The sequence below is a fragment of the Comamonas aquatica genome (assembly GCF_018064205.1).
In the GTDB taxonomy this organism is placed as follows: Bacteria; Pseudomonadota; Gammaproteobacteria; order Burkholderiales; family Burkholderiaceae_C; genus Comamonas; species Comamonas aquatica.
Genome location: NZ_CP072916.1, coordinates 988,994 through 1,007,317 on the forward strand (window position 1 = coordinate 988,994; position 18,324 = coordinate 1,007,317).

At 66.9% G+C, this 18,324-nt stretch carries 14 protein-coding genes and 1 tRNA gene; 10 read left to right on the top strand and 5 right to left on the bottom strand.

Translation table 11 applies throughout. The annotated features are described in order from the left end of the window. The first annotated feature begins 40 nt into the window (after positions 1–40). Both KAQ61_RS04660 and KAQ61_RS04665 read left to right on the top strand, forming a co-directional pair. On the top strand, positions 41–2,296 hold the full coding sequence (locus tag KAQ61_RS04660) for a RelA/SpoT family protein (RefSeq protein ID WP_210930647.1): 2,256 nt from the start codon (positions 41–43) through the stop codon (positions 2,294–2,296). 64 nt (positions 2,297–2,360) lie between these two features. Further along, positions 2,361–2,437, top strand: a tRNA-Val gene (locus KAQ61_RS04665). 128 nt (positions 2,438–2,565) lie between these two features. On the opposite strand, the gene KAQ61_RS04670 is transcribed toward KAQ61_RS04665, so the two are convergent. From KAQ61_RS04670 to KAQ61_RS04685, 4 genes are all read right to left on the bottom strand, one after another. Beyond that, entirely contained in the window at positions 2,566–3,861 is a 1,296-nt protein-coding gene (locus KAQ61_RS04670; protein WP_210930648.1) for a TRAP transporter large permease, read from the bottom strand. After that, positions 3,854–4,360 (bottom strand): TRAP transporter small permease, encoded by a 507-nt coding sequence (locus KAQ61_RS04675; protein ID WP_210930649.1) that lies wholly within the window; start codon positions 4,358–4,360, stop codon positions 3,854–3,856. Before KAQ61_RS04675 ends, KAQ61_RS04670 begins: the two co-directional genes overlap by 8 nt. 116 nt (positions 4,361–4,476) lie before the next feature. Then, entirely contained in the window at positions 4,477–5,460 is a 984-nt protein-coding gene (locus KAQ61_RS04680) for a TRAP transporter substrate-binding protein (protein ID WP_045267829.1), read from the bottom strand. 235 nt (positions 5,461–5,695) lie between these two features. After that, positions 5,696–6,376 carry a GntR family transcriptional regulator gene (locus tag KAQ61_RS04685; protein WP_210930650.1) on the bottom strand — a complete coding sequence of 227 codons (681 nt, stop codon included), beginning with the start codon at positions 6,374–6,376 and terminating at the stop codon, positions 5,696–5,698. 68 nt (positions 6,377–6,444) lie between these two features. Between KAQ61_RS04685 and KAQ61_RS04690 the strand changes: the two genes are divergently transcribed. The 3 genes from KAQ61_RS04690 to KAQ61_RS04700 all read left to right on the top strand — a co-directional run bounded on the left by KAQ61_RS04690 (position 6,445) and on the right by KAQ61_RS04700 (position 10,836). Further along, positions 6,445–7,203: a LamB/YcsF family protein gene (locus KAQ61_RS04690; protein WP_154163618.1), complete on the top strand. Its 759-nt coding sequence runs from the start codon at positions 6,445–6,447 to the stop codon at positions 7,201–7,203. A 9-nt stretch (positions 7,204–7,212) separates the two neighbouring features. Further along, complete coding sequence (locus KAQ61_RS04695) at positions 7,213–8,859, top strand: 5-oxoprolinase subunit B/C family protein (protein ID WP_210930651.1); 1,647 nt, start codon at positions 7,213–7,215, stop codon at positions 8,857–8,859. Between the two features lie 240 nt (positions 8,860–9,099). Then, entirely contained in the window at positions 9,100–10,836 is a 1,737-nt protein-coding gene (locus KAQ61_RS04700; RefSeq protein WP_210931713.1) for an acetyl/propionyl/methylcrotonyl-CoA carboxylase subunit alpha, read from the top strand. 31 nt (positions 10,837–10,867) lie between these two features. Here KAQ61_RS04700 and KAQ61_RS04705 read toward each other — a convergent pair whose 3' ends face one another. Beyond that, positions 10,868–12,616, bottom strand: a complete 1,749-nt coding sequence (locus KAQ61_RS04705; protein ID WP_210930652.1) for a phosphoethanolamine transferase — start codon at positions 12,614–12,616, stop codon at positions 10,868–10,870. Positions 12,617–12,737: 121 nt separating this feature from the next. On the opposite strand from KAQ61_RS04705, the gene KAQ61_RS04710 reads away from it, so the two are divergent. The 5 genes from KAQ61_RS04710 to KAQ61_RS04730 all read left to right on the top strand — a co-directional run bounded on the left by KAQ61_RS04710 (position 12,738) and on the right by KAQ61_RS04730 (position 18,301). After that, entirely contained in the window at positions 12,738–13,409 is a 672-nt protein-coding gene (locus KAQ61_RS04710; protein ID WP_042413191.1) for a winged helix-turn-helix domain-containing protein, read from the top strand. Continuing rightward, entirely contained in the window at positions 13,406–14,809 is a 1,404-nt protein-coding gene (locus KAQ61_RS04715; RefSeq protein WP_210930653.1) for a sensor histidine kinase, read from the top strand. Before KAQ61_RS04710 ends, KAQ61_RS04715 begins: the two co-directional genes overlap by 4 nt. Positions 14,810–15,283: 474 nt before the next feature. Next, the gene (gene phaR / locus KAQ61_RS04720) at positions 15,284–15,799 is read left to right on the top strand and encodes a polyhydroxyalkanoate synthesis repressor PhaR (RefSeq protein WP_210930654.1); all 516 of its coding nucleotides are present in this window, start codon (positions 15,284–15,286) and stop codon (positions 15,797–15,799) included. A gap of 287 nt (positions 15,800–16,086) precedes the next feature. Next, entirely contained in the window at positions 16,087–17,469 is a 1,383-nt protein-coding gene (gene rimO / locus KAQ61_RS04725) for a 30S ribosomal protein S12 methylthiotransferase RimO (protein WP_042413185.1), read from the top strand. A gap of 64 nt (positions 17,470–17,533) precedes the next feature. After that, positions 17,534–18,301, top strand: coding sequence for a 3'-5' exonuclease (locus tag KAQ61_RS04730; protein ID WP_210930655.1), 768 nt, complete (start codon positions 17,534–17,536; stop codon positions 18,299–18,301). Positions 18,302–18,324 lie beyond the last annotated feature (23 nt).

Consider the following 18,324-nt stretch of genomic DNA (forward strand, 5'->3'; position numbering starts at 1 on the left):
GCAGATGCTGCGCGGGCTTGGACATTCCACGGGGGCTTGCATGCGTAGCGTGACCTCTTTGCCCCCGACCACCGGGGAAGCTGCTGGCGCACCGGCCGCCAGCGCGGTGTCTGCCGATGTTCCACACCTGCTGGCCGCCACCTCGGGCAATGTGCCCGACCAGGTCGATGCCTTGCGCCGCGCGCGCGCGTTTGCCGAGCCCCTGTTGGTCGGTGAGGCGCTGAGTTCCGGCGAGAACACCCTGGCCCATGCGGACGCCACGGCCGCCATCCTGCAAGGCATTGGCGGCTCGGAAGCCATGCAGGCCGCATGCTATCTGGTGTATGCCAGCATGCACCTGAACAAGCCGCTGGAGGTGCTGACCAAGGCTTTCGGCCCCAATTTTGCCGAGCTGGCGGTGGAGACCACCAAGCTCATGCACTTCCAGCAGCAGGCCCGCGGGGGCGAGGGGGGCGCTGCGCGGGTGGACGACCCGGCCACGCAGACCGAGACCGTGCGCAAGATGCTGCTGGGCTTCTCGCGCGATGTGCGTGTGGTGCTGCTGCGCCTGGCGTCCCGCCTGCAAACCTTGCGCTGGTATGCCGCCAGCAAGCGTCCGGTTTCGCCCAGCCTGGCCTATGAGGCGCTGCACGTGTTTGCGCCGCTGGCCAACCGCCTGGGCATCTGGCAGATCAAGTGGGAGCTGGAAGATCTGTCGTTCCGTTTTCTGGAGCCCGATACCTACCGCGACATCGCCCGCCTGCTGGATGAAAAGCGCGCCGAGCGGGAGGTCTACATGGAGCAGTTGCGCGCGCGCCTGGAATCCGGCTTGCGCGCCTACAGCATCAGCGCCACGGTCTCGGGCCGCCCCAAGCACATCTACAGCATCGTCAAGAAGATGCGCGGCAAGTCGCTCAACTTCGACCAGCTGTTCGACATCCGGGCGCTGCGCGTGGTGGTGCCGAATGTCAAGGACTGCTACACCGCGCTGTCCTGGGTGCACGAGCACTTCAAGCCGATCGAGTCGGAGTTCGACGACTACATCGCCAAGCCCAAACCGAATGGCTACCAGTCGCTGCACACCGTGGTGCGCGACGAGCAGGGGCGTGCCATTGAAATCCAGATCCGCACCCAGGCCATGCACGACCATGCCGAGAACGGCGTGGCTGCGCACTGGGCCTACAAGGAGGCGGGGACCAAGGGCTACGCCGGGGTCAGTGCCACGGGGGAGTACGACGCCAAGATCGCGGTGCTGCGCCAACTGCTGGCCTGGGGCCAGGATCTGTCCGAGAACCCCTCGCACCGTGGCCTGTTCGACGACCGCATCTATGTGCTGACGCCGGATGCGGCCGTCATCGAGCTGCCGCAGGGCGCTACCCCGGTGGACTTTGCCTATTCGGTGCACACCAACCTGGGACACCGCTGCCGTGGCGCACGCGTGGACGGCGCCATGGTGCCGCTGAACACGCAGCTGCAAAGTGGCCAGACCGTGGAGATTTCCACCGTCAAGGAAGGCCGGCCTTCGCGCGACTGGCTCAACCCCGAGCTGGGCTATCTGGTCAGCAACCGCGCCAAGGCTAAGGTGCGCGCCTGGTTCAACGCACAGGCCACGCATGAGACCATGATGCGCGGCCGCGAGGCCGTGGAAAAACTGCTGCAGCGCGAAGGCAAGACAGCTATCAAGCTGGACGACCTGGCGGTGCAGCTGGGCTTCAAATCGGCCGACGCGCTGTTCGAGGTGGTGGGCAAGGACGAGTACTCCTTGCGCAACATCGAGGTGGTGCTGCGTCCGCCCGAGCCTGCGGAGCCTGTGGAAGACATCCAGTCCATGGTGCGCAAGCCCCGGGCCAACAACGCGGCCCACAAGGGCGGCGTGCTGGTCGTGGGCATCGATTCGCTGATGACGCAACTGGCCAAGTGCTGCAAGCCGGCGCCCCCGGACGACATCCGCGGCTTTGTCACGCGCGGCAAGGGGGTCAGCGTGCACCGCTCCGATTGCAGCAACTTCCGTGAGATGGCGGCACGCAACGAAGAGCGCGTGATCGACGTGGCCTGGGGCATGCCCAAGGCCGAAAAGCAGGCGGCGGTCTATCCTGTCGACGTGGCCGTGGAAGCCACCGACCGCCAGGGCCTGCTGCGCGACATCTCGGACGTGTTTGCGCGCGAGAAGACCAATGTGATCGGTGTGCAGACCCAGTCGGTCAAGGGCACGGCCTGGATGACGTTCACGGTCGAGGTCTCCGACTCCGGGCGCCTGAACAAGGTGCTGGGCATCGTGGCCAGCGTGTCGGGGGTGCGTTCCGCGCGCCGCCGTTGAAGATGGTGGTGCATTTTTTCAAACGCGCAAAATTTGGTGCTACAATCGCAGCTTCTGATTTTTCAGGCGCGTAGCTCAGTTGGTTAGAGCACCACCTTGACATGGTGGGGGTCGTTGGTTCGAATCCAATCGCGCCTACCAAGGCATATACAAAAAGGCCCTGCAAGTTTTGCAGGGCCTTTTTGTTTATGTCGCCGTCCTGGCGTTGTCGTAGTCGCGGGGCAAAAGCGCAGCACCCCGTGGTAGGGATGCTGCATGCGCTCTGGAGCTTACATCTGCGCCGGCAATGCCGTCACGATGCTGGGGAAGAACCACAGGATCACCAGCGCCAGCACCATCAGCAGGAAGTAGGGGGCGCAAACCTTGGCGATGTAGGTGATCTGCTTGCCGGTCATGCTTTGCAGCACGAACAGGTTGAAGCCGACCGGGGGCGTGATCTGCGCGGTTTCCACCGTGATCACCAGGAAGATGCCGAACCACAGCGGATCAATGCCTGCCGCCTGGATGATGGGCAGCACCACACTCATGGTCAGCACGATGGTGGAGATGCCATCCAGGAAGCAGCCGATCAGGATGTAGAAGATGCCCAGGGCGATGATCAGCATGGCGGGGGACAACTGCAGGCTGCCCACGAACTCGGCCAGCTGGCGTGGCAGACCGATGTAGCCCATGGACAGCGTCATGAACGCGGCCCCTGCCAGGATCAGGGCGATCATGCAGTACAGGCGTGTGGCGCCAAACAGCGAGGCCTTGAAGCTTTGCCAAGTCAGGGCTTTCTGCGACGCTGACAGCACCAGGGCGCCGGCCACGCCGATGGCTGCGGCTTCCGTCGCGGTGGCAATCCCGCTGTAGATGCTGGCCACCACACTGGCAATCAGCAGCACAACAGGGATCAGGTGGCGGGCTTCGTACAGCTTTTGCTTGAAGCTCAGGCTGGTTTCGGCTTTGGGCACCTTGTCGGGGTTGAGCAGCGACCAGACCACGATCCAGCCGCTGAACAGCAGAGCCAGCAGCAGCCCGGGCAGCACGCCGGCCATGAACAGCTTGGAAATCGACAGCTCGGCCGACACACCGTAGACGATCAGGATGATCGAAGGTGGGATCAGCAGACCCAGCGTGGCGGGGCCACCCAGCGAGCCGATGATCTGCGCTTCGGTGTAGCCGCGTTTGCGCAGCTCCGGAATGTTCATCTTGCCGACGGTGGCGCAGGTGGCGGCCGAGGAGCCAGAGACCGAAGCAAAGATGGTGCAGCCGATCACGTTGGTGTGCAGCAGGCGGCCGGGCAAGGCGTTGACCCAGGGGGCCAGGCCGCGGAACATGTTCTCGGACAGGTTGGTGCGGTACAGGATCTCCCCCATCCACACAAACAGCGGCAGTGCGGTCAGGGTCCAGCTGCTGGCCGAGCCCCAGATGGTGATGGCCATGGCATCGCCGGCCGCGCGCGCCGTGAAGAACTCCATGCCGAACCAGGCCACGCCGGCCAAGGTCAGTCCCACCCACACGCCGCCCCCTAGCAGGGTGATCAGCACGACGATGAGTGCAATGCTGGCAAAAATCTCATTCATGGTGAGCGTCCTCCTGCTCGCGGGGCTTGCGTTGGCCCTTCAGTTCCAAAATCAGTTCGTCGCAGAAGGCGATGAAAAAGATCAGCGTGCCCAGGGCCATGAAGATCTGGGGAATCCACAGCGGGGTGGCATCAATGCCCACGGAGATGTCGTCGATCTCCCAGGACTGCCACACCAGGCGGCACGAGTAAAAAGCCAGGAAGCCGGCCAAGGTGGTCGCAATCACCAAGGCGATGATCTCTAGGGTCCTGTGGGCCCTGCCCTTGAGCATGCCCAGGATCAGGGTGACCCGGATGTGCTCGCCGGCCTTCAGGGTGCTGGCCAGGGCCATGAATCCGGCTCCGGCCATGGCATAGCCGGCATAGGCATCGGTGCCGGGGGCGCTGAAACCCAGTAATCGGCTGGCGATGGTGAGCAGCACCATCAGCAGCACAACCACCATGGAAAGACCCGCCAACCAGCTGCTCGCGGTATACAGGCCGTCAATCAATTTCCGCATGTGCAAAATCCTTCGCGCGACAGGGTGGCGGCGCGTCGTTGATACGGGGGATCATCAAAAATGCCCTTGGTTGCGAGCGATGGCCGGCACCAAGGGCATGGGGCAGAGCCCGTGAATTACTTGGCGGTCTTGAAGGCGTCCAGCACGGCCTTGCCTTCGGCGCCGGCCTTGTCCAGCCATTCCTTGACCACGGCGTCGCCCACCTTGACCAGATCGGCCTTCAACTGGGGCGAGGCTTCCAGCACCTGCATGCCGCCGGCTTTCAGGGTGGCGATGGAGCGGGCGTCCACCTCGCGCGATTCCATCCAGCCGCGGGCTTCCGCCACGGCGGCCGCCTTGAGCACGGCGTCCTGTTCGGGCTTGCTCAGGGCGCCAAAGGCCTTCTTGCTGACCACGACGGCATTCTTGGGGATCCAGGCCTGCACGTTGTAGTAGTACTTCAGGTTCTCGAACAGCTTGTTGTCGGCGCCGGTGGCGCTGGAGGTGATCAGGCCTTCGACCACGCCGGTGGCCAGGGCCTGTGACAGCTCGGCTTCCTGGATGGTGACGGGCTGGGCACCCACCAGCTCACCGATGCGCGCGGTGGTGGGCGAATAGACGCGCCACTTCATGCCCTTGAGGTCGGCCGCCGAGTTGATCGGCTTTTTGGTGTAGATGCCCTGTGGGGGCCAGGCCACGGCGTACAGCAGCACCTGGCCCTGCTTGTCCAGCAGCTTTTGCAGGGCCGGCTTTTGCGCCTGGTAGAGCTTGAAGGCGTCGTCGTAGTTGTTGACCAGGAAGGGCAGGCCGTCCACGCCGAAGATCTGCGATTCGTTCTGGAAGCTCACCATGAAGAACTCGCCCATCTGCGCATTGCCGGTCTGCACCGCGCGCTTGATTTCAGGCATCTTGAACAGCGAGGCGCCAAAGTGCGGCGTGATCTTCAGCTTGCCCTGGGTGGCGGCATCCACATCCTTCACAAACTGTTCGTTGTTCTTCGAGTGGAAGTTGCTGGCGGCGTAAGCCGTGGCGAAATCCCACTTGGTCTGGGCCATGCCGGTGCCGGCAAAGCCAAGGCTGGCAACCAGGGTGGCGGTGGCGCAAAAAATTCGACGCTGCATGAAATGCTCCTTGATGAGGGGGATGAAGACCTGCCCGTGTGGCATGCCATCTGGGTTGGTATAGGCAATTCGCGTGCCAAAACTACCATTGCTGTGGAGCGTTGCCTATCAGGGATTTCAACGATGCGTCGTTTTTGTAGGTGATTTATTTTTTGATTGTTGATTACCGGTTTGGTGATTGTTCAACCAAAAAAGGTGCATTGTGGATTTTTTGCACGATGCTGGTGCTTGTGGATCAGGAGATCTGGCGTGCGTAGACGGCCAGCACCATGCGCTCGGACTGGACCAGGTAGGTCTCCAGCTCGCGGGCGGCTGCGACGGTCTGGCCTTCCATGAACATCTGCAGCAGGCGGGCGTTGTGGTCCACATAGGGCGCATGCAGGTACTCGGGGTCATCCAGCAGGCCGAAGGCCAGTCGCAGCTCGGCGGCGATGTCTTCGTACATGGCCGACAGGCGCTCGCTGTCGCTCAGGGCCACGATGGCGGCGTGGAAGGCCATGTTGGCCGAACCCACGGTTTTCCAGTCCTTGCCCTCGCGCGCCTGGTGGGCGGCCTGGACGGCCTCGCGCATGCGCTTGTGGGCGGGGTGCAGGGGCCAGGCTTTTTCCAGGGCCTGGCATTCGATCAGGCGGCGCACGCGGTAGATGTCAATGATGTCGGCGATCGAGGGCACCACAACCGCGACGCCCCGGTTGGGTTCGTGGCGCAGCAGGCCTTCCTTGATCAGGATGCGGAACACCTCGCGCAACGTGTTGCGCGAGATGTCCAGCTGCTGGCTCAGCGCGGCCTCCGACAGGTGCTGGCCGGCCCGCAGCTCGCCCAGGATGAGCTGCTGGCGGATGGTGTCGGCCACGGTGTCGGCCAGGCTGGTGGGGGTGGAACGGTTGGAGAAGTGCCGGGTTTGCGTTGCAGCCATGGTTGGTAAGGAACTTGCTAATGATTGTTGAACAATCCGTGCGGACGGTCGGTTTGAAAGGATACAAGATGGATATCAATAGCGATCTCGGTGAAAGCTTTGGGGCGTGGCGCATGGGCGACGACGCAGCCATGCTGGACATTGTGACCAGCGCCAATGTGGCCTGTGGCTTCCATGCCGGTGACCCGGCGGGCATCCTGCAGACGCTGCGGCAGGCGGCGGCGCGGGGCGTGGCCGTGGGGGCGCATGTCGCCTACCCGGACCTGGTGGGCTTTGGCCGCCGCAACATGGACCCCACCAGCAGCGAGCTGGTGGCCGACGTGATCTACCAGATCGGCGCTCTGCAGGGGCTGGCCGCCGCGGCGGGCACCCGGGTGCGCTACGTCAAGCCGCATGGCGCGCTGTACAACACCATCGCCCACGATGCGCGGCAGGCCGAGGACGTGCTCACCGCCATCCTGGCGGTGGATCCCTCCCTGATCCTGATGGCGCTGGCCGGATCGCCGCTGATCGGCTGGGCGCAGGCGCGCGGCGTGCGCGTGGTGGCCGAGGCCTTTGCCGACCGGGCCTACAACGACGATGGCTCGCTGGTGTCGCGCCGTCTGCCCGGGGCCGTGCTGCACGATGCCCAGGCCGTTGCCGACCGCATGCTGCAGTTGGTGCAGACCGGTCGCCTGACCAGCATCACCGGCCAGCCGGTGGCCATCCAGGCCGACTCCATCTGCGTGCACGGCGACAGCCCGGGCGCGGTGGACATGGCGCGCCAGATCCGTGCGCACCTGCTGCAGGCGGGTGTGGTGCTGCAGCCCTTCGTGGCGTTGGACTGAGGCGGTCGCATGCGTTTCTTGCCCGCCAGTGACCAGGCCCTGCTGGTCGAGTTGGATGATTTGGCGCAGACCATGGCGCTGTACCGTGCCGCCCTGGCACAGCCGATTGCGGGCGTGCAGGAGCTGATTCCCGCCGCCCGGACGGTGCTGGTGCACTACGCCCCGTGGCAGGTGCGCACGCCGGAGCTGATCCGGGCGCTGGCCCGCCTCGGGGCCCAGGCACTGCGCGACTGCGATGCGGCCCACGCCAGCCTGGGGCGCGTGGTCGACATCCCGGTGCACTACACCGGCGAAGACCTGCCCGATGTGGCGCAATTGCTGGGCCTGTCGGTGGCCGAGGTGATTGCCCGTCACAGCGGCCAGCCCTATGACGCGGCCTTTGCCGGTTTCGCGCCGGGCTTTGTCTACCTGTCCGGGGGCGCCAACTTCCAGGTGCCACGCCGCACCTCGCCGCGCACCCGCGTGCCGGCCGGTTCGGTGGCGCTGGGGGGCAACTTCAGCGCGGTCTATCCCAGTGCCAGCCCCGGCGGCTGGCAGCTGATCGGCGTGACCGAGGTGCCCATGTGGGACCTGGCGCGGGCCGAGCCGGCCTACATCCAGCCCGGTTTTCGGGTGCAGTTTGTCGATGCCGACCGCCAGGGCGCACAGGTCTTCCTGCCCGCGGCGACCCAGTCATCTGCATCCAATCAGCCTCCAGCCCTTGATGCACCTGCGCAGACAGCTATCGAATTTGTAAGCCCCGGGCTGCAAAGCATTTTCCAGGACAGCGGCCGCCACGGCATGTCGGGCCTGGGGATTTCGGCGTCGGGCGCCATGGACCAGGGCGCCATGCGCCAGGCCAACCGCCGGGTCGGCAACCCGGTGCACACCCCGGTGCTGGAGAACGTGCTGGGCCAGCTGGTGCTGCGTGCCCACGGGGTCTGCACGCTGGCCGTGAGCGGGGCCCAGGTCGCGCTGCGCGTGCGCAGTGCCGACGGACACAGCTGGGAGGTGCCCGGCGACCAGGCGGTGGCCCTGGACGATGGCGACACCCTGCAGCTGGGCGCCGTCCAGGCCGGGGTGCGCTGCTATGTCGCCGTGCGCGGTGGTTGGGGCGTGACCCCGGTGCTGGGCAGTTGCGCCACCGACACCCTGGCCCTGGTCGGCCCGCAGGCCGTGCAGGCCGGGCAGCGGGTGGTGGTGGGGCAGGCACTGCCCGCGCAGCAGCTGCGCGCCGTGGAGCCGGGGGCTGGCGCCCGCCCGAACCTGCCGCGCACCGGAGAGACCGTGACCCTGGACGTGGTCCTGGGGCCGCGCACCGACTGGTTCACCGCCCAGGCGCTGCAGACGCTGACCGGCCAGACCTGGCGCGTCACGCCCCAGTCCAACCGCATCGGCATGCGGCTGGAGGGCGCCCAGCCCCTGGAGCGCCGCAACCCGGCCGAGCTGCCCAGCGAGGGCACGGTGGTCGGCGCCATCCAGGTGCCGATCAGCGGCCAGCCCGTGCTGTTCCTGGCCGACCACCCATTGACCGGAGGCTATCCCGTGGTCGCGTCCCTGGCCAGCTACCACCTGGACCTTGCCGCGCAGATTCCCGTCGATTGCCGGATCCAGTTCCGCGTGGTGGCGCCCTTCTTTGAAGAGGTGCATGGCCTGGCCGAGGGAGGTCCGGCATGACGCCGTGCGTGCGGAGGGCCAGACCGGGCGGTGCCCGGCGGTGGCCCACGGCTGCCCCGCGCTGGGCCTGCACCGCAGGCTGTGCCGCTGTTTCTACGAGTCGGAGGTTCGGATGAGCCCCGAAGTTTTGATGACCCACCGGGGTGGCCAGCGGCCGGCCCAGGTTGCTGCACATGGCTGTGCCTGCACAGCCGGTGGCCACGATGGGACTGTGCCGTCCCCCAAGAAAGGTTTGTGATGATCCGCAAAGTTTTGATTGCCAACCGCGGCGAAATCGCCGTACGCATTGCCCGGGCCTGCCGCGACTATGGGGTGCAGTCCGTGGCGGTGTACGCCGACCCGGATGCCGACGCCCTGCACGTGCGCATGGCCGACGAGGCCTGGGGCCTGGACGGCGTGCGCCCGGCGCAGACCTACCTGGACATGGACAAGCTGATCGCGGTGGCCCGCAAGAGTGGCGCCGATGCCGTCCATCCCGGCTATGGCTTCCTGTCCGAGCGCGCCGAGTTTGCGCGTGCCGTGATCGACGCCGGTCTGACCTGGATTGGCCCGCGTCCCGAGACCATCGAGGCCCTGGGCGACAAGGTGGCGGCGCGCAAGATTGCGCTGCAGGTCGGTGCGCCCCTGGTCGCCGGCACCGCAGACCCGGTGCAGAGCGCGGCCGAGGTCCAGGCCTTTGCCCAGCAGCATGGCCTGCCCGTGGCCATCAAGGCCGCGTTTGGCGGTGGCGGCCGGGGCCTGAAGGTGGCTTGGCAGATGGACGAAGTGGCCGAGCTGTTTGAATCCGCGGTGCGCGAAGCCACGGCCGCCTTCGGTCGTGGGGAATGCTTTCTGGAGCAGTTCCTGGACCGCCCCCGCCACATCGAAGCCCAGGTGCTGGGCGACCAGCACGGCAACGTGGTGGTGGTGGGCACGCGCGACTGCTCCCTGCAGCGGCGCAACCAGAAGCTGGTCGAAGAGGCCCCCGCGCCCTTCCTGACCGAGGCGCAGCGCGCCAGCATCCACCAGGCGGCGCGCGACATCTGCGCGGCGGCCGGCTATGTCAGCGCCGGCACGGTGGAGTTCCTGCTCAGCCGCAGCGGACAGATCTCCTTCCTGGAGGTCAACACCCGCCTGCAGGTGGAGCACCCCGTGACCGAGGAGACCACGGGCATCGACCTGGTGCTGGAGCAACTGCGGATTGCCGATGGCCTGCCGCTGTCCTTCAGCCAGACACCAACACCGCGCGGCCACAGCATCGAATTCCGCATCAACGCCGAGGACCCGGGTCGCGGCTACCTGCCCACACCGGGGCTGATCCAGCGCTTCGAGGCGCCCAGCGGCGGCGGGGTGCGTGTGGACAGCGGCGTGGTGTCCGGCTCCACGGTGCCGGGCAGCTTTGATTCCATGATGGCCAAGCTCATCGTCACCGGCGCCACGCGCGAGCAGGCCCTGGCCCGCGCGCACCGCGCGCTGCAGGAGTTCACGATCGAGGGCGTGGCCTCGGTGCTGCCCTTCCACCGTGCCGTGGTGCAGGACCCGGCCTTCACGGCGGAGCAGGGCTTCCAGGTGCACACCCGCTGGATCGAGACCGAGATGGCCCAGACCTGGGTCGAGGCGGCCCGCCCCGGTGCCCCGGTGGACCAGCCCTTGCAGCGCTGCTTCATCGAACTGGAGGGCAAGCGCGTGGCCCTGGGCCTGCCCGCCAGCCTGCTGCAGGCCTGGGGCAGTGTGTCGACCGCGGCTTCGCCAGCGGCTGCACCGCAGGCCGAGGCCAGCGCCGATGCCATCACCGCGCCCATGGCCGGCAGCCTGGTGCAGTGGAAGCTGGCCGACGGCGCGGCGGTGCAGGCTGGTGATGTCGTGGCCGTGATGGAATCGATGAAGATGGAAAGCCCAATCACCGCGCCACAGGCTGGTCGCCTGCAGCAGCAGGTGGCACCGGGTGCCGTGCTGCAGGCCGGACAGGTGATCGCTCGCGTCGTGGCCGGGCAGTGAACCGCCGGGGGCTGCGGCCCCCGACGTGGCCTCAACTGCGGCGGCAGTTCTGCAGGGCGTCCAGCTGGGCCTGGTAGGTGGGGCTGTGCACGTCCAGCAGGCCCAGCACGGTGTGGTAGAAGTTGTCGTGCGTCAGCGACTGGTCGATGTGCTCACGCACGCAGCGCTCGTCCACACCGGTGCGTGCCAGCAGCGTGCCGGGCCACAGCACCCAGGGCACATGCTTTTGGGTGTCGGGCGCAATCACATAGGGCAGGCCGTGCAGGTACAGGCCGTTTTCGCCCAGCGACTCCCCGTGGTCCGACAGGTAGATCAGACCGGTCTCGTAATGGTCCTGCTGTTGCTGCAGCCAGTCGATGGTGCGGGCGACGAACAGGTCGGTCTCCACCATGCTGTTGTCGTACACGTTCACCAGGCGTTCGCGGCTGCAGTCGGAAGTCACGTGGGTGGTGCATTCCGGCTGGTAGTGCTTGCTGGGGGCTGAGGAGCGGCGGTAGTAGGCCGGCCCGTGGCTGCCCATCTGGTGCAGCACCAGCACCGTGCCGCGGTTGGCACCCTGGGGCTGCGTGCTGCGCAGGCGCTGGTCCAGCAGCTCCACCATCAGCTGGTCCAGGCATTCGTCGTCCTTGCACCAGCGGTGGACGGCCTCGGGCGATGCCACCTGGTCGGCCTGGGCGTGGGGAATGCGGTTGCACACCTCCTTGCAGCCGGCCTGGTTGTCCAGCCAGTCCGTGCCCAGGCCGGCGGCCTGCAGCACGTCCATCAGGTTCTCGTATTCAAACTTGCGGCCTTCGAAGTCGCTCTTGCCCAGGTGCGAGAACATGCAGGGCACCGACGCCAGGGTGTTGGTGCCGCACGACTGCACCTGGCGCCAGCTGATGACGCGGCGGGCCTCCATCTCGGGGGTGGTGTTGCGGGGGTAGCCGTTCAGGCCGAAGTGGTCGCTGCGCGTGGTTTCCCCGACGATCAGCACCAGCAGCGGCGGCTTGCGCGCCGTGCCCGGGGCTGTGGCCGCCAGTGCACTGCCACCGCCATAGGTGCTGCCCAGGGCCACTCCTTCGCTGATGCGCTGGAAGGGGCGGGGGCGCTTGAACAGGGGCTTGAGGGTGGCGTTGCTGAAGGACACGATGGTGGCCATCGGGTTGATCAGGTAGCGGATTTCCGTGTGGTTGCGCACCAGCGGCGCCATGGGCTTGTACAGCAGCAGTCCGCCGCCGACCACCACGCCCAGGCTGGCCAGCACCAGCAGGCCGGAGCGCCACAGGTCCTTGCGCCAGGCGGTCGGGCGCAGGCTGATCCCCTTCCACAGCACCGCCACCGGCACGCCCGCGTACAGCAGTACGTGCCAGACCAGCCCGCTGGTGAGCAGGGCCAGGCCTTCCGTGTAATTGGTCTGCAGGGTGTTGCGGATCATGCTGGCGTCCATCACCACGCTGTAATGCAGCATGAAGTACTGTACGGCGGCAGCCGTGACCAGGGTCAGGCTCCAGCCGACCCGGCGCAGCTTCGGCCAGGACAGCAGCATGAACCACAGGTAGGTCACCCCGGTGAGCACCAGGGCCACCAGGGCTTCCTCGAGCAGCCCCAGGCTTTGTTCGCTGGCCAGCGCGGTGAGCTTGCCCCACCAGGCCTGGTTCAAGGCGGCGGTGCACCATACGGCCAAGGCCAGGGCGGCCCAGCGCGGGGCGATCGACCAGCGTGCGGCCTGCCGGGGGCTGGGGGCGGTGCCGGAGGCTGTAGCAAGTTGGGGGGAGAGGGCGGGGGCGTGCAATTCAGACATGGCTGCGCACTGTAGGCAGCGCATCTGAATAGCCCCTGAAGCCGCCGTTCAGCCCGTGTTCAGCTTGGCGTGGACAGGAGGCTGTGCCTACACTGGAGGAACTGTCTGGGAGGAGGTTCGGGTGCGCATTCTGTTGGTGGAAGATGATCGGCCGCTGGGGCAGGCCGTGTTGGGTTATCTCAAGAGCAAGCAGTTCAGCGTGGATTGGGCGGAGAATTTGCAGCAGGCCAAGGGCTTTGCGGCCACGGTGCCGTATGCCGCTGTGCTGCTGGACCTGAATCTGCCCGATGGCGAAGGCCTGCACCTGCTGCCACTGCTGCACGAGAGCGCGGCCCACCCATCGGCGCGGCCCACGGTGATCGTGGTGACGGCGCGGGACCAGGTCAGCGACCGCATCCGCGGCTTGGATGCGGGGGCCGATGACTACCTGGTCAAACCCTATGACCCCGAGGAACTGCTGGCGCGGCTGCGCGCCATCGAGCGGCGCCGTGGCAGCCAAGCCAGCTCGGTGCTGACCTGCGACGCGGTCACCATCGATCTGGGCCGCGAGGTGGTGCGCAACGGGGCCGTCCCGGTGGTGCTGACGCCCAAGGAATGGGCCTTGCTGCGCGTGCTGGCCAGCCGGCCCGGCCAGATCTTCACCCGCGAGCGGCTGCAGGAAGCCCTGTACCAGTGGGACGCCACCAGCGATAGCAACACGCTGGAAGTTTTCATCAGCCGCCTGCGGCGCAAGCTGGGCAGTGCGCTGATCGAAACCGTGCGCGGCACGGGCTACCGCCTGACGGCGCTATGAGCCCGGCTGCCCCCCGCGCGCAGAGCCTGGCCCAGCGCCTGGGCCGCAGCCTGACCCTGGCCGTGGTGCCGGTCTGGCTGTTGAGCACGGCCCTGGTGGCCACCTACGTGAATGGCGAAATTCAGCACAACTTCGACGTGGAGCTGGTCGAGAGTGCGCACCACCAGCTCTACCCCGCCTTGCTGGAAGTGGAGCGGGCCCAGCCCATGGCCCTGGATGAACCGCTGCTGATGCGCACCCAGCCCGGCCCGGCACACTCCGAGCCCTTGCTGCTGCAGCTGCGTGGCGCCAACGGCCAGGTGCTGCTGCGCTCGGTGGCGACCCCGGCCTCGGCCTTTGCCGTGCCCTTGCAGGCCGGGTTCTACGAGACCGACGACTACCGCGTGTTCAGCCTGTACGACGAGGTGTCCGGTGCCTGGCTGCAACTGGCCGACCCGCTGAGCGAGCGGCGCGAGGCCAGCCAGCGCACCGTCATCGGGCTGGTGCTGGTGCTGCTGGTCATGCTGCCGGTGCTGGCCTGGGTGATCACGGTGGTGGCGCGGCGCCAGCTGCGCACCCTGGAGCAACTGCAGCAGCAGATCACGGCGCGCAGCGGCAGCAACCTGCAGCCGCTGGAGCTGGCCGACATGCCGTTGGAGCTGTGCGCCGTCGGGGACGGCGTGAACCAGTTGCTGGAGCGCCTGGGCGAGGCCCTGAACGTCGAGCGCTCCCTGGCGGCGAACGCGGCGCATGAATTGCGCACGCCCCTGGCCGAGGTGCGCTTGCGCCTGCAGACGGCGGTCGACCGGGCCGTGACGGATGGCGCTCTGGCCGAGACCTCCGGCCAGGTGCCGCTGGACGACGTGCGCCAGGCCCTGCGCTCCCTGGCGACCCTGAGCCACCGCACGGAGCGGCTGCTGCAGCTGTCACGCGCCGAGGGCGGCGACGTGGCGCATTTCGGGCGCGTCAACCTGGTGCAGCTGGCCGAGCAGGTCGCCCAGGAGTTCTGGCAGCAGGACGCTGCCCGCAAGCGGCTGGACTGCCTGGTGCCCGAGGACCAGCCCGCCGTGTGGGTGGAAGGGGACCTGGACGGCCTGGCCATCGTGCTGCGCAACCTGGTGGACAACGCCCTGCATTACACCCAGGGGCCGGTGGAGCTGCAGGTGCTGGCCACGCCGCAGCCGGCGCTCAGCGTGCGTGACCACGGCCCGGGGCTGTCGCCCGAGGCGCTGGCGCAGATGCAGCAGCGCCATGCGCGCATCGGCAGCCACCACATCGGCTATGGGCTGGGTATGTCCATCGTGCGCTCGATCGCCGACAAGCACGCGGCCGAGCTGGTGCTGATCTCGCCCCCGGCCGAGGGCGGCAGCGGACTGTCGGTGCGCTTGGTCTTCGCCCAGGCTGCCGCGGCGCAGGACTGAATCTGCCGCGCTGCGGCCACCCGGGCCAGCGATGGTGCGAGAAGGCGGCAGCCAGCGGCTCCCCGGCAGGCCCGCCGAGTCCGGCATGGGGCCATGCAGGCGGGCTTGGCGCTGCACGGCCTGGCCTGGCCGCAGACGATCTGCTTCGCAGCCTGGGTGCCCAACGCCTGGTGCAGCTGGCGCAGCAGGTGCCCGGTGTGCGGATCGAACCATGCCCGAGGTGGCGTGGCGGGCAGCGGGCGCTGGCGAAGGTGCGAAATGAGGAAGCCATAGCAATCTACGCTTGTACTGGCTTGTTTTAAAGGTTAAAGCATGCTGAAATGCCTGCAATTTCAGCGCTTCCAGCTCCTGTTTTTTCAAGATGCACGGTGGCGCGATTCAGGGTTAGTGCTGCACTGCGGCATGAAAAGCCATTCTTAGAATAGGGCCTGCGCCGACTGCGCCCACCACCGTCCCCGCCACGAGAATCTGCCGATGACCGCACAAGACACCACCACCACCTCGATCTCCGCCCAGCGCGTCATCAAGAAGTACCCCAACCGCCGCCTGTACGACACGGCCACCTCGACCTACATCACCCTGGCCGAGGTCAAGCAGCTGGTGATGGAGCGCGAGAACATCGTCGTCAAGGACGCCAAGACCGGCGAGGACCTGACCCGCTCCATCTTCCTGCAGATCATCCTGGAAGAAGAGGCCGGTGGCGCGCCCATGTTCACCGAGGCCATGCTGGCCAACATCATCCGCTTCTATGGCCACACCATGCAGGGCTACATGGGCAGCTACATCGAGAAAAGCGTGCAGATGTTCACCGACTTCCAGAGCAAGCTGGCCGAGCAGTCGGGCATGGGCGGCAGCGAAGCCTGGACGCAGATGATGCAGATGTCCAACCCCATGCTGGGCAACGCCTATGCCGAGCAGGTGCAGAAGATGCAGGAGCAGATGCAAAAGCAGACCGAGCAGATGATGGCCATGTTCGGCATCAAGCGCTGATCGGCTGCCGCATCGGCAGCCACCTACCGATCCACGGGCCTGCGGGCCCGTTTTTCGTGGCTGGTCTGCACCGGGGCCAACGCGGCCGCTGCGGTTGCTTGACCTGCCGCTGCACGCCGACGAGGTGGCTTCTACAGGCGGTCGGCACGGCGCACCGCGGGCTATGCAGGGGCTCTCCGGCACGAACAGGGCGCGCTGGCTAAAATTGCGCCTTGATTTCGCCGGCCGGAGGACCTCCGCGCGCAGGCCTTGCGCAACTGGCGCAATCCCCCACACGCATTCACACAATGACCACCGAAAACAGCGCCCCGAAAGTGGGCTTCGTGTCTTTGGGCTGCCCCAAGGCATTGACCGACTCCGAACTCATCCTCACGCAGCTCAGCGCCGAGGGTTACCAGACCTCCAAGACCTTCGAGGGCGCGGACCTGGTGATCGTCAACACCTGTGGCTTCATCGACGATGCGGTCAAGGAAAGCCTGGACACGATCGGTGAGGCCCTGGCCGCCAACGGCAAGGTCATCGTGACCGGCTGCCTGGGCGCCAAGGCGGGCAAGGAAGGCGGCAACATGGTGGCCGAGGTGCACCCCAGCGTGCTGGCCGTGACCGGCCCCCATGCCACGCAGGAAGTGATGGACGCGGTGCACCAGCACCTGCCCAAGCCCCATGACCCGTTTGTGGACCTGGTGCCCGGCGGCTTTGGCGAAGCTGGCCTGAAGCTCACGCCCAAGCACTATGCCTACCTGAAGATTTCCGAAGGCTGCAACCACCGCTGCACCTTCTGCATCATCCCCAGCATGCGTGGCGACCTGGTGTCGCGCCCCATCGGTGATGTGCTCAAGGAGGCCAAGGCGCTGTTCGAAGGCGGCGTCAAGGAGCTGCTGGTCATCAGCCAGGACACCTCGGCCTATGGCGTGGATGTGAAGTACCGTACCGGCTTCTGGGACGGCAAGCCGGTCAAGACCCGCATGCTGGAGCTGACCGAGGCACTGGGTCAGCTGGCCCAGCAGCACGGCGCCTGGGTGCGTCTGCACTATGTCTATCCCTACCCCACGGTCGACGCCATCCTTCCCCTGATGGCCGAAGGCAAGGTCCTGCCCTACCTGGATGTGCCGCTGCAGCACAGCCACCCCGATGTGCTCAAGCGCATGAAGCGCCCCGCATCCGGCGAAAAGAACCTGGACCGCATCCGCGAGTGGCGCGCCATCTGCCCCGAGCTGGTGATCCGCTCCACCTTCATCGCCGGCTTCCCCGGTGAGACCGAGGAAGAGTTCGAGCACCTGCTGAACTTCATCCGCGAGGCCGAGATCGACCGTGCCGGCTGCTTTGCCTACAGCCCCGTGGAAGGAGCCACCGCCAACGAGCTGCCCGGCATGCTGCCCGTGGAGGTGCGCGAGGCGCGCCGTGCCCGCTTCATGCAGGTGGCGGAAGAGGTCTCCACCCAGCGCCTGCAGCGCCGCGTGGGCCAGATCATGAAGGTGCTGGTCGACAAGTCCGTGGGCCTGGGCAAGAAGGGCGGCGTGGGCCGTACCTATGCCGATGCGCCCGAGATCGACGGCGTAGTCCACATCCTGCCGCCCGAAAAGGCCAGCAAGACCTACAAGGTCGGCGAGCTGATTAGCGTGAAGATCGTCGGCACCCAGGGCCACGACCTGGTGGGCCTGCCCGTCTAAGCCGACTGTCGGCCGTTGCTCCCGCTGGCCGGGGCGGTGGCCGATGCCTGCACACTTGTCCCCCATGTCCCGCCTCAAGCCCCCCACCAAGGAACAAAGCCAGCTACTGCCGCCTTTCCAGGCGCTGCCGGACCCGGCCATCATCGTGCCTGCGACCGAGGCCGAATTCGCCCAGGCGCGCACAGAGCTGCTGGCTCAGTCCGCGCTGGGTTTTGACACCGAGAGCAAGCCGCTGTTCCACGTCGCCCAGGTCGATACCGGGCCCCACGTGGTGCAACTGGCCACACCCCAGCGTGCCTGGATCTTGCAACTGCACCACCCCCAAGCCCTGGCCCTGGCGCGTGAGGTGCTGGGCCACCCGGGCATTTGCAAGGTGGGTTTTGGCCTGGACAACGACCAATCCAGCCTGCCGCGCCGCCTGGGGGCGGAGCTGGCCCACATCGTCGACCTGGACCGCGTGTTCAAGCGCCATGGCTATGGCGCATCCACCGGCGTGCGCGCGGCGGTGGCACTGGTGCTGGGGCAGAACTTCCAGAAGTCCAAGAAGCAGTCGACCAGCAACTGGTCGCTGCCACGCCTGAGCGAGGGACAACTGCGTTACGCCGCCAACGATGCCCATGGCCCGGCCGTGGTGTATGCGGCCTTGCCGGCCTGGGAGGCCGCCCAGCCCGTGGCGGCACCGGCGCGGGCACCGAGGGCCGCACGTGCGGCGGCACCAGCACCCGCTATGGCTAAGGCGGCACTGCGGCCCGCTGCGCCGGCTGGCGGGGCGGAGCGTCGGCCCCGTGTTGCGGCCCTGTTCCAGGCACCGTCCCGCAAGTCGGCCGACTGAGTTTTCACCGGGCCCGTGCCAGC

Excerpts from the sequence above, each read along its gene's own strand:
- KAQ61_RS04660 (WP_210930647.1), top strand. The coding sequence starts at position 41 with ATGCGTAGCGTGACCTCTTTGCCCCCGACCACCGGGGAAGCTGCTGGC.
- KAQ61_RS04670 (WP_210930648.1), bottom strand. The coding sequence starts at position 3,861 with ATGAATGAGATTTTTGCCAGCATTGCACTCATCGTCGTGCTGATCACC.
- KAQ61_RS04675 (WP_210930649.1), bottom strand. The coding sequence starts at position 4,360 with ATGCGGAAATTGATTGACGGCCTGTATACCGCGAGCAGCTGGTTGGCG.
- KAQ61_RS04680 (WP_045267829.1), bottom strand. The coding sequence starts at position 5,460 with ATGCAGCGTCGAATTTTTTGCGCCACCGCCACCCTGGTTGCCAGCCTT.
- KAQ61_RS04685 (WP_210930650.1), bottom strand. The coding sequence starts at position 6,376 with ATGGCTGCAACGCAAACCCGGCACTTCTCCAACCGTTCCACCCCCACC.
- KAQ61_RS04690 (WP_154163618.1), top strand. The coding sequence starts at position 6,445 with ATGGATATCAATAGCGATCTCGGTGAAAGCTTTGGGGCGTGGCGCATG.
- KAQ61_RS04695 (WP_210930651.1), top strand. The coding sequence starts at position 7,213 with ATGCGTTTCTTGCCCGCCAGTGACCAGGCCCTGCTGGTCGAGTTGGAT.
- KAQ61_RS04705 (WP_210930652.1), bottom strand. The coding sequence starts at position 12,616 with ATGTCTGAATTGCACGCCCCCGCCCTCTCCCCCCAACTTGCTACAGCC.
- KAQ61_RS04715 (WP_210930653.1), top strand. The coding sequence starts at position 13,406 with ATGAGCCCGGCTGCCCCCCGCGCGCAGAGCCTGGCCCAGCGCCTGGGC.
- phaR (WP_210930654.1), top strand. The coding sequence starts at position 15,284 with ATGACCGCACAAGACACCACCACCACCTCGATCTCCGCCCAGCGCGTC.
- rimO (WP_042413185.1), top strand. The coding sequence starts at position 16,087 with ATGACCACCGAAAACAGCGCCCCGAAAGTGGGCTTCGTGTCTTTGGGC.
- KAQ61_RS04730 (WP_210930655.1), top strand. The coding sequence starts at position 17,534 with ATGTCCCGCCTCAAGCCCCCCACCAAGGAACAAAGCCAGCTACTGCCG.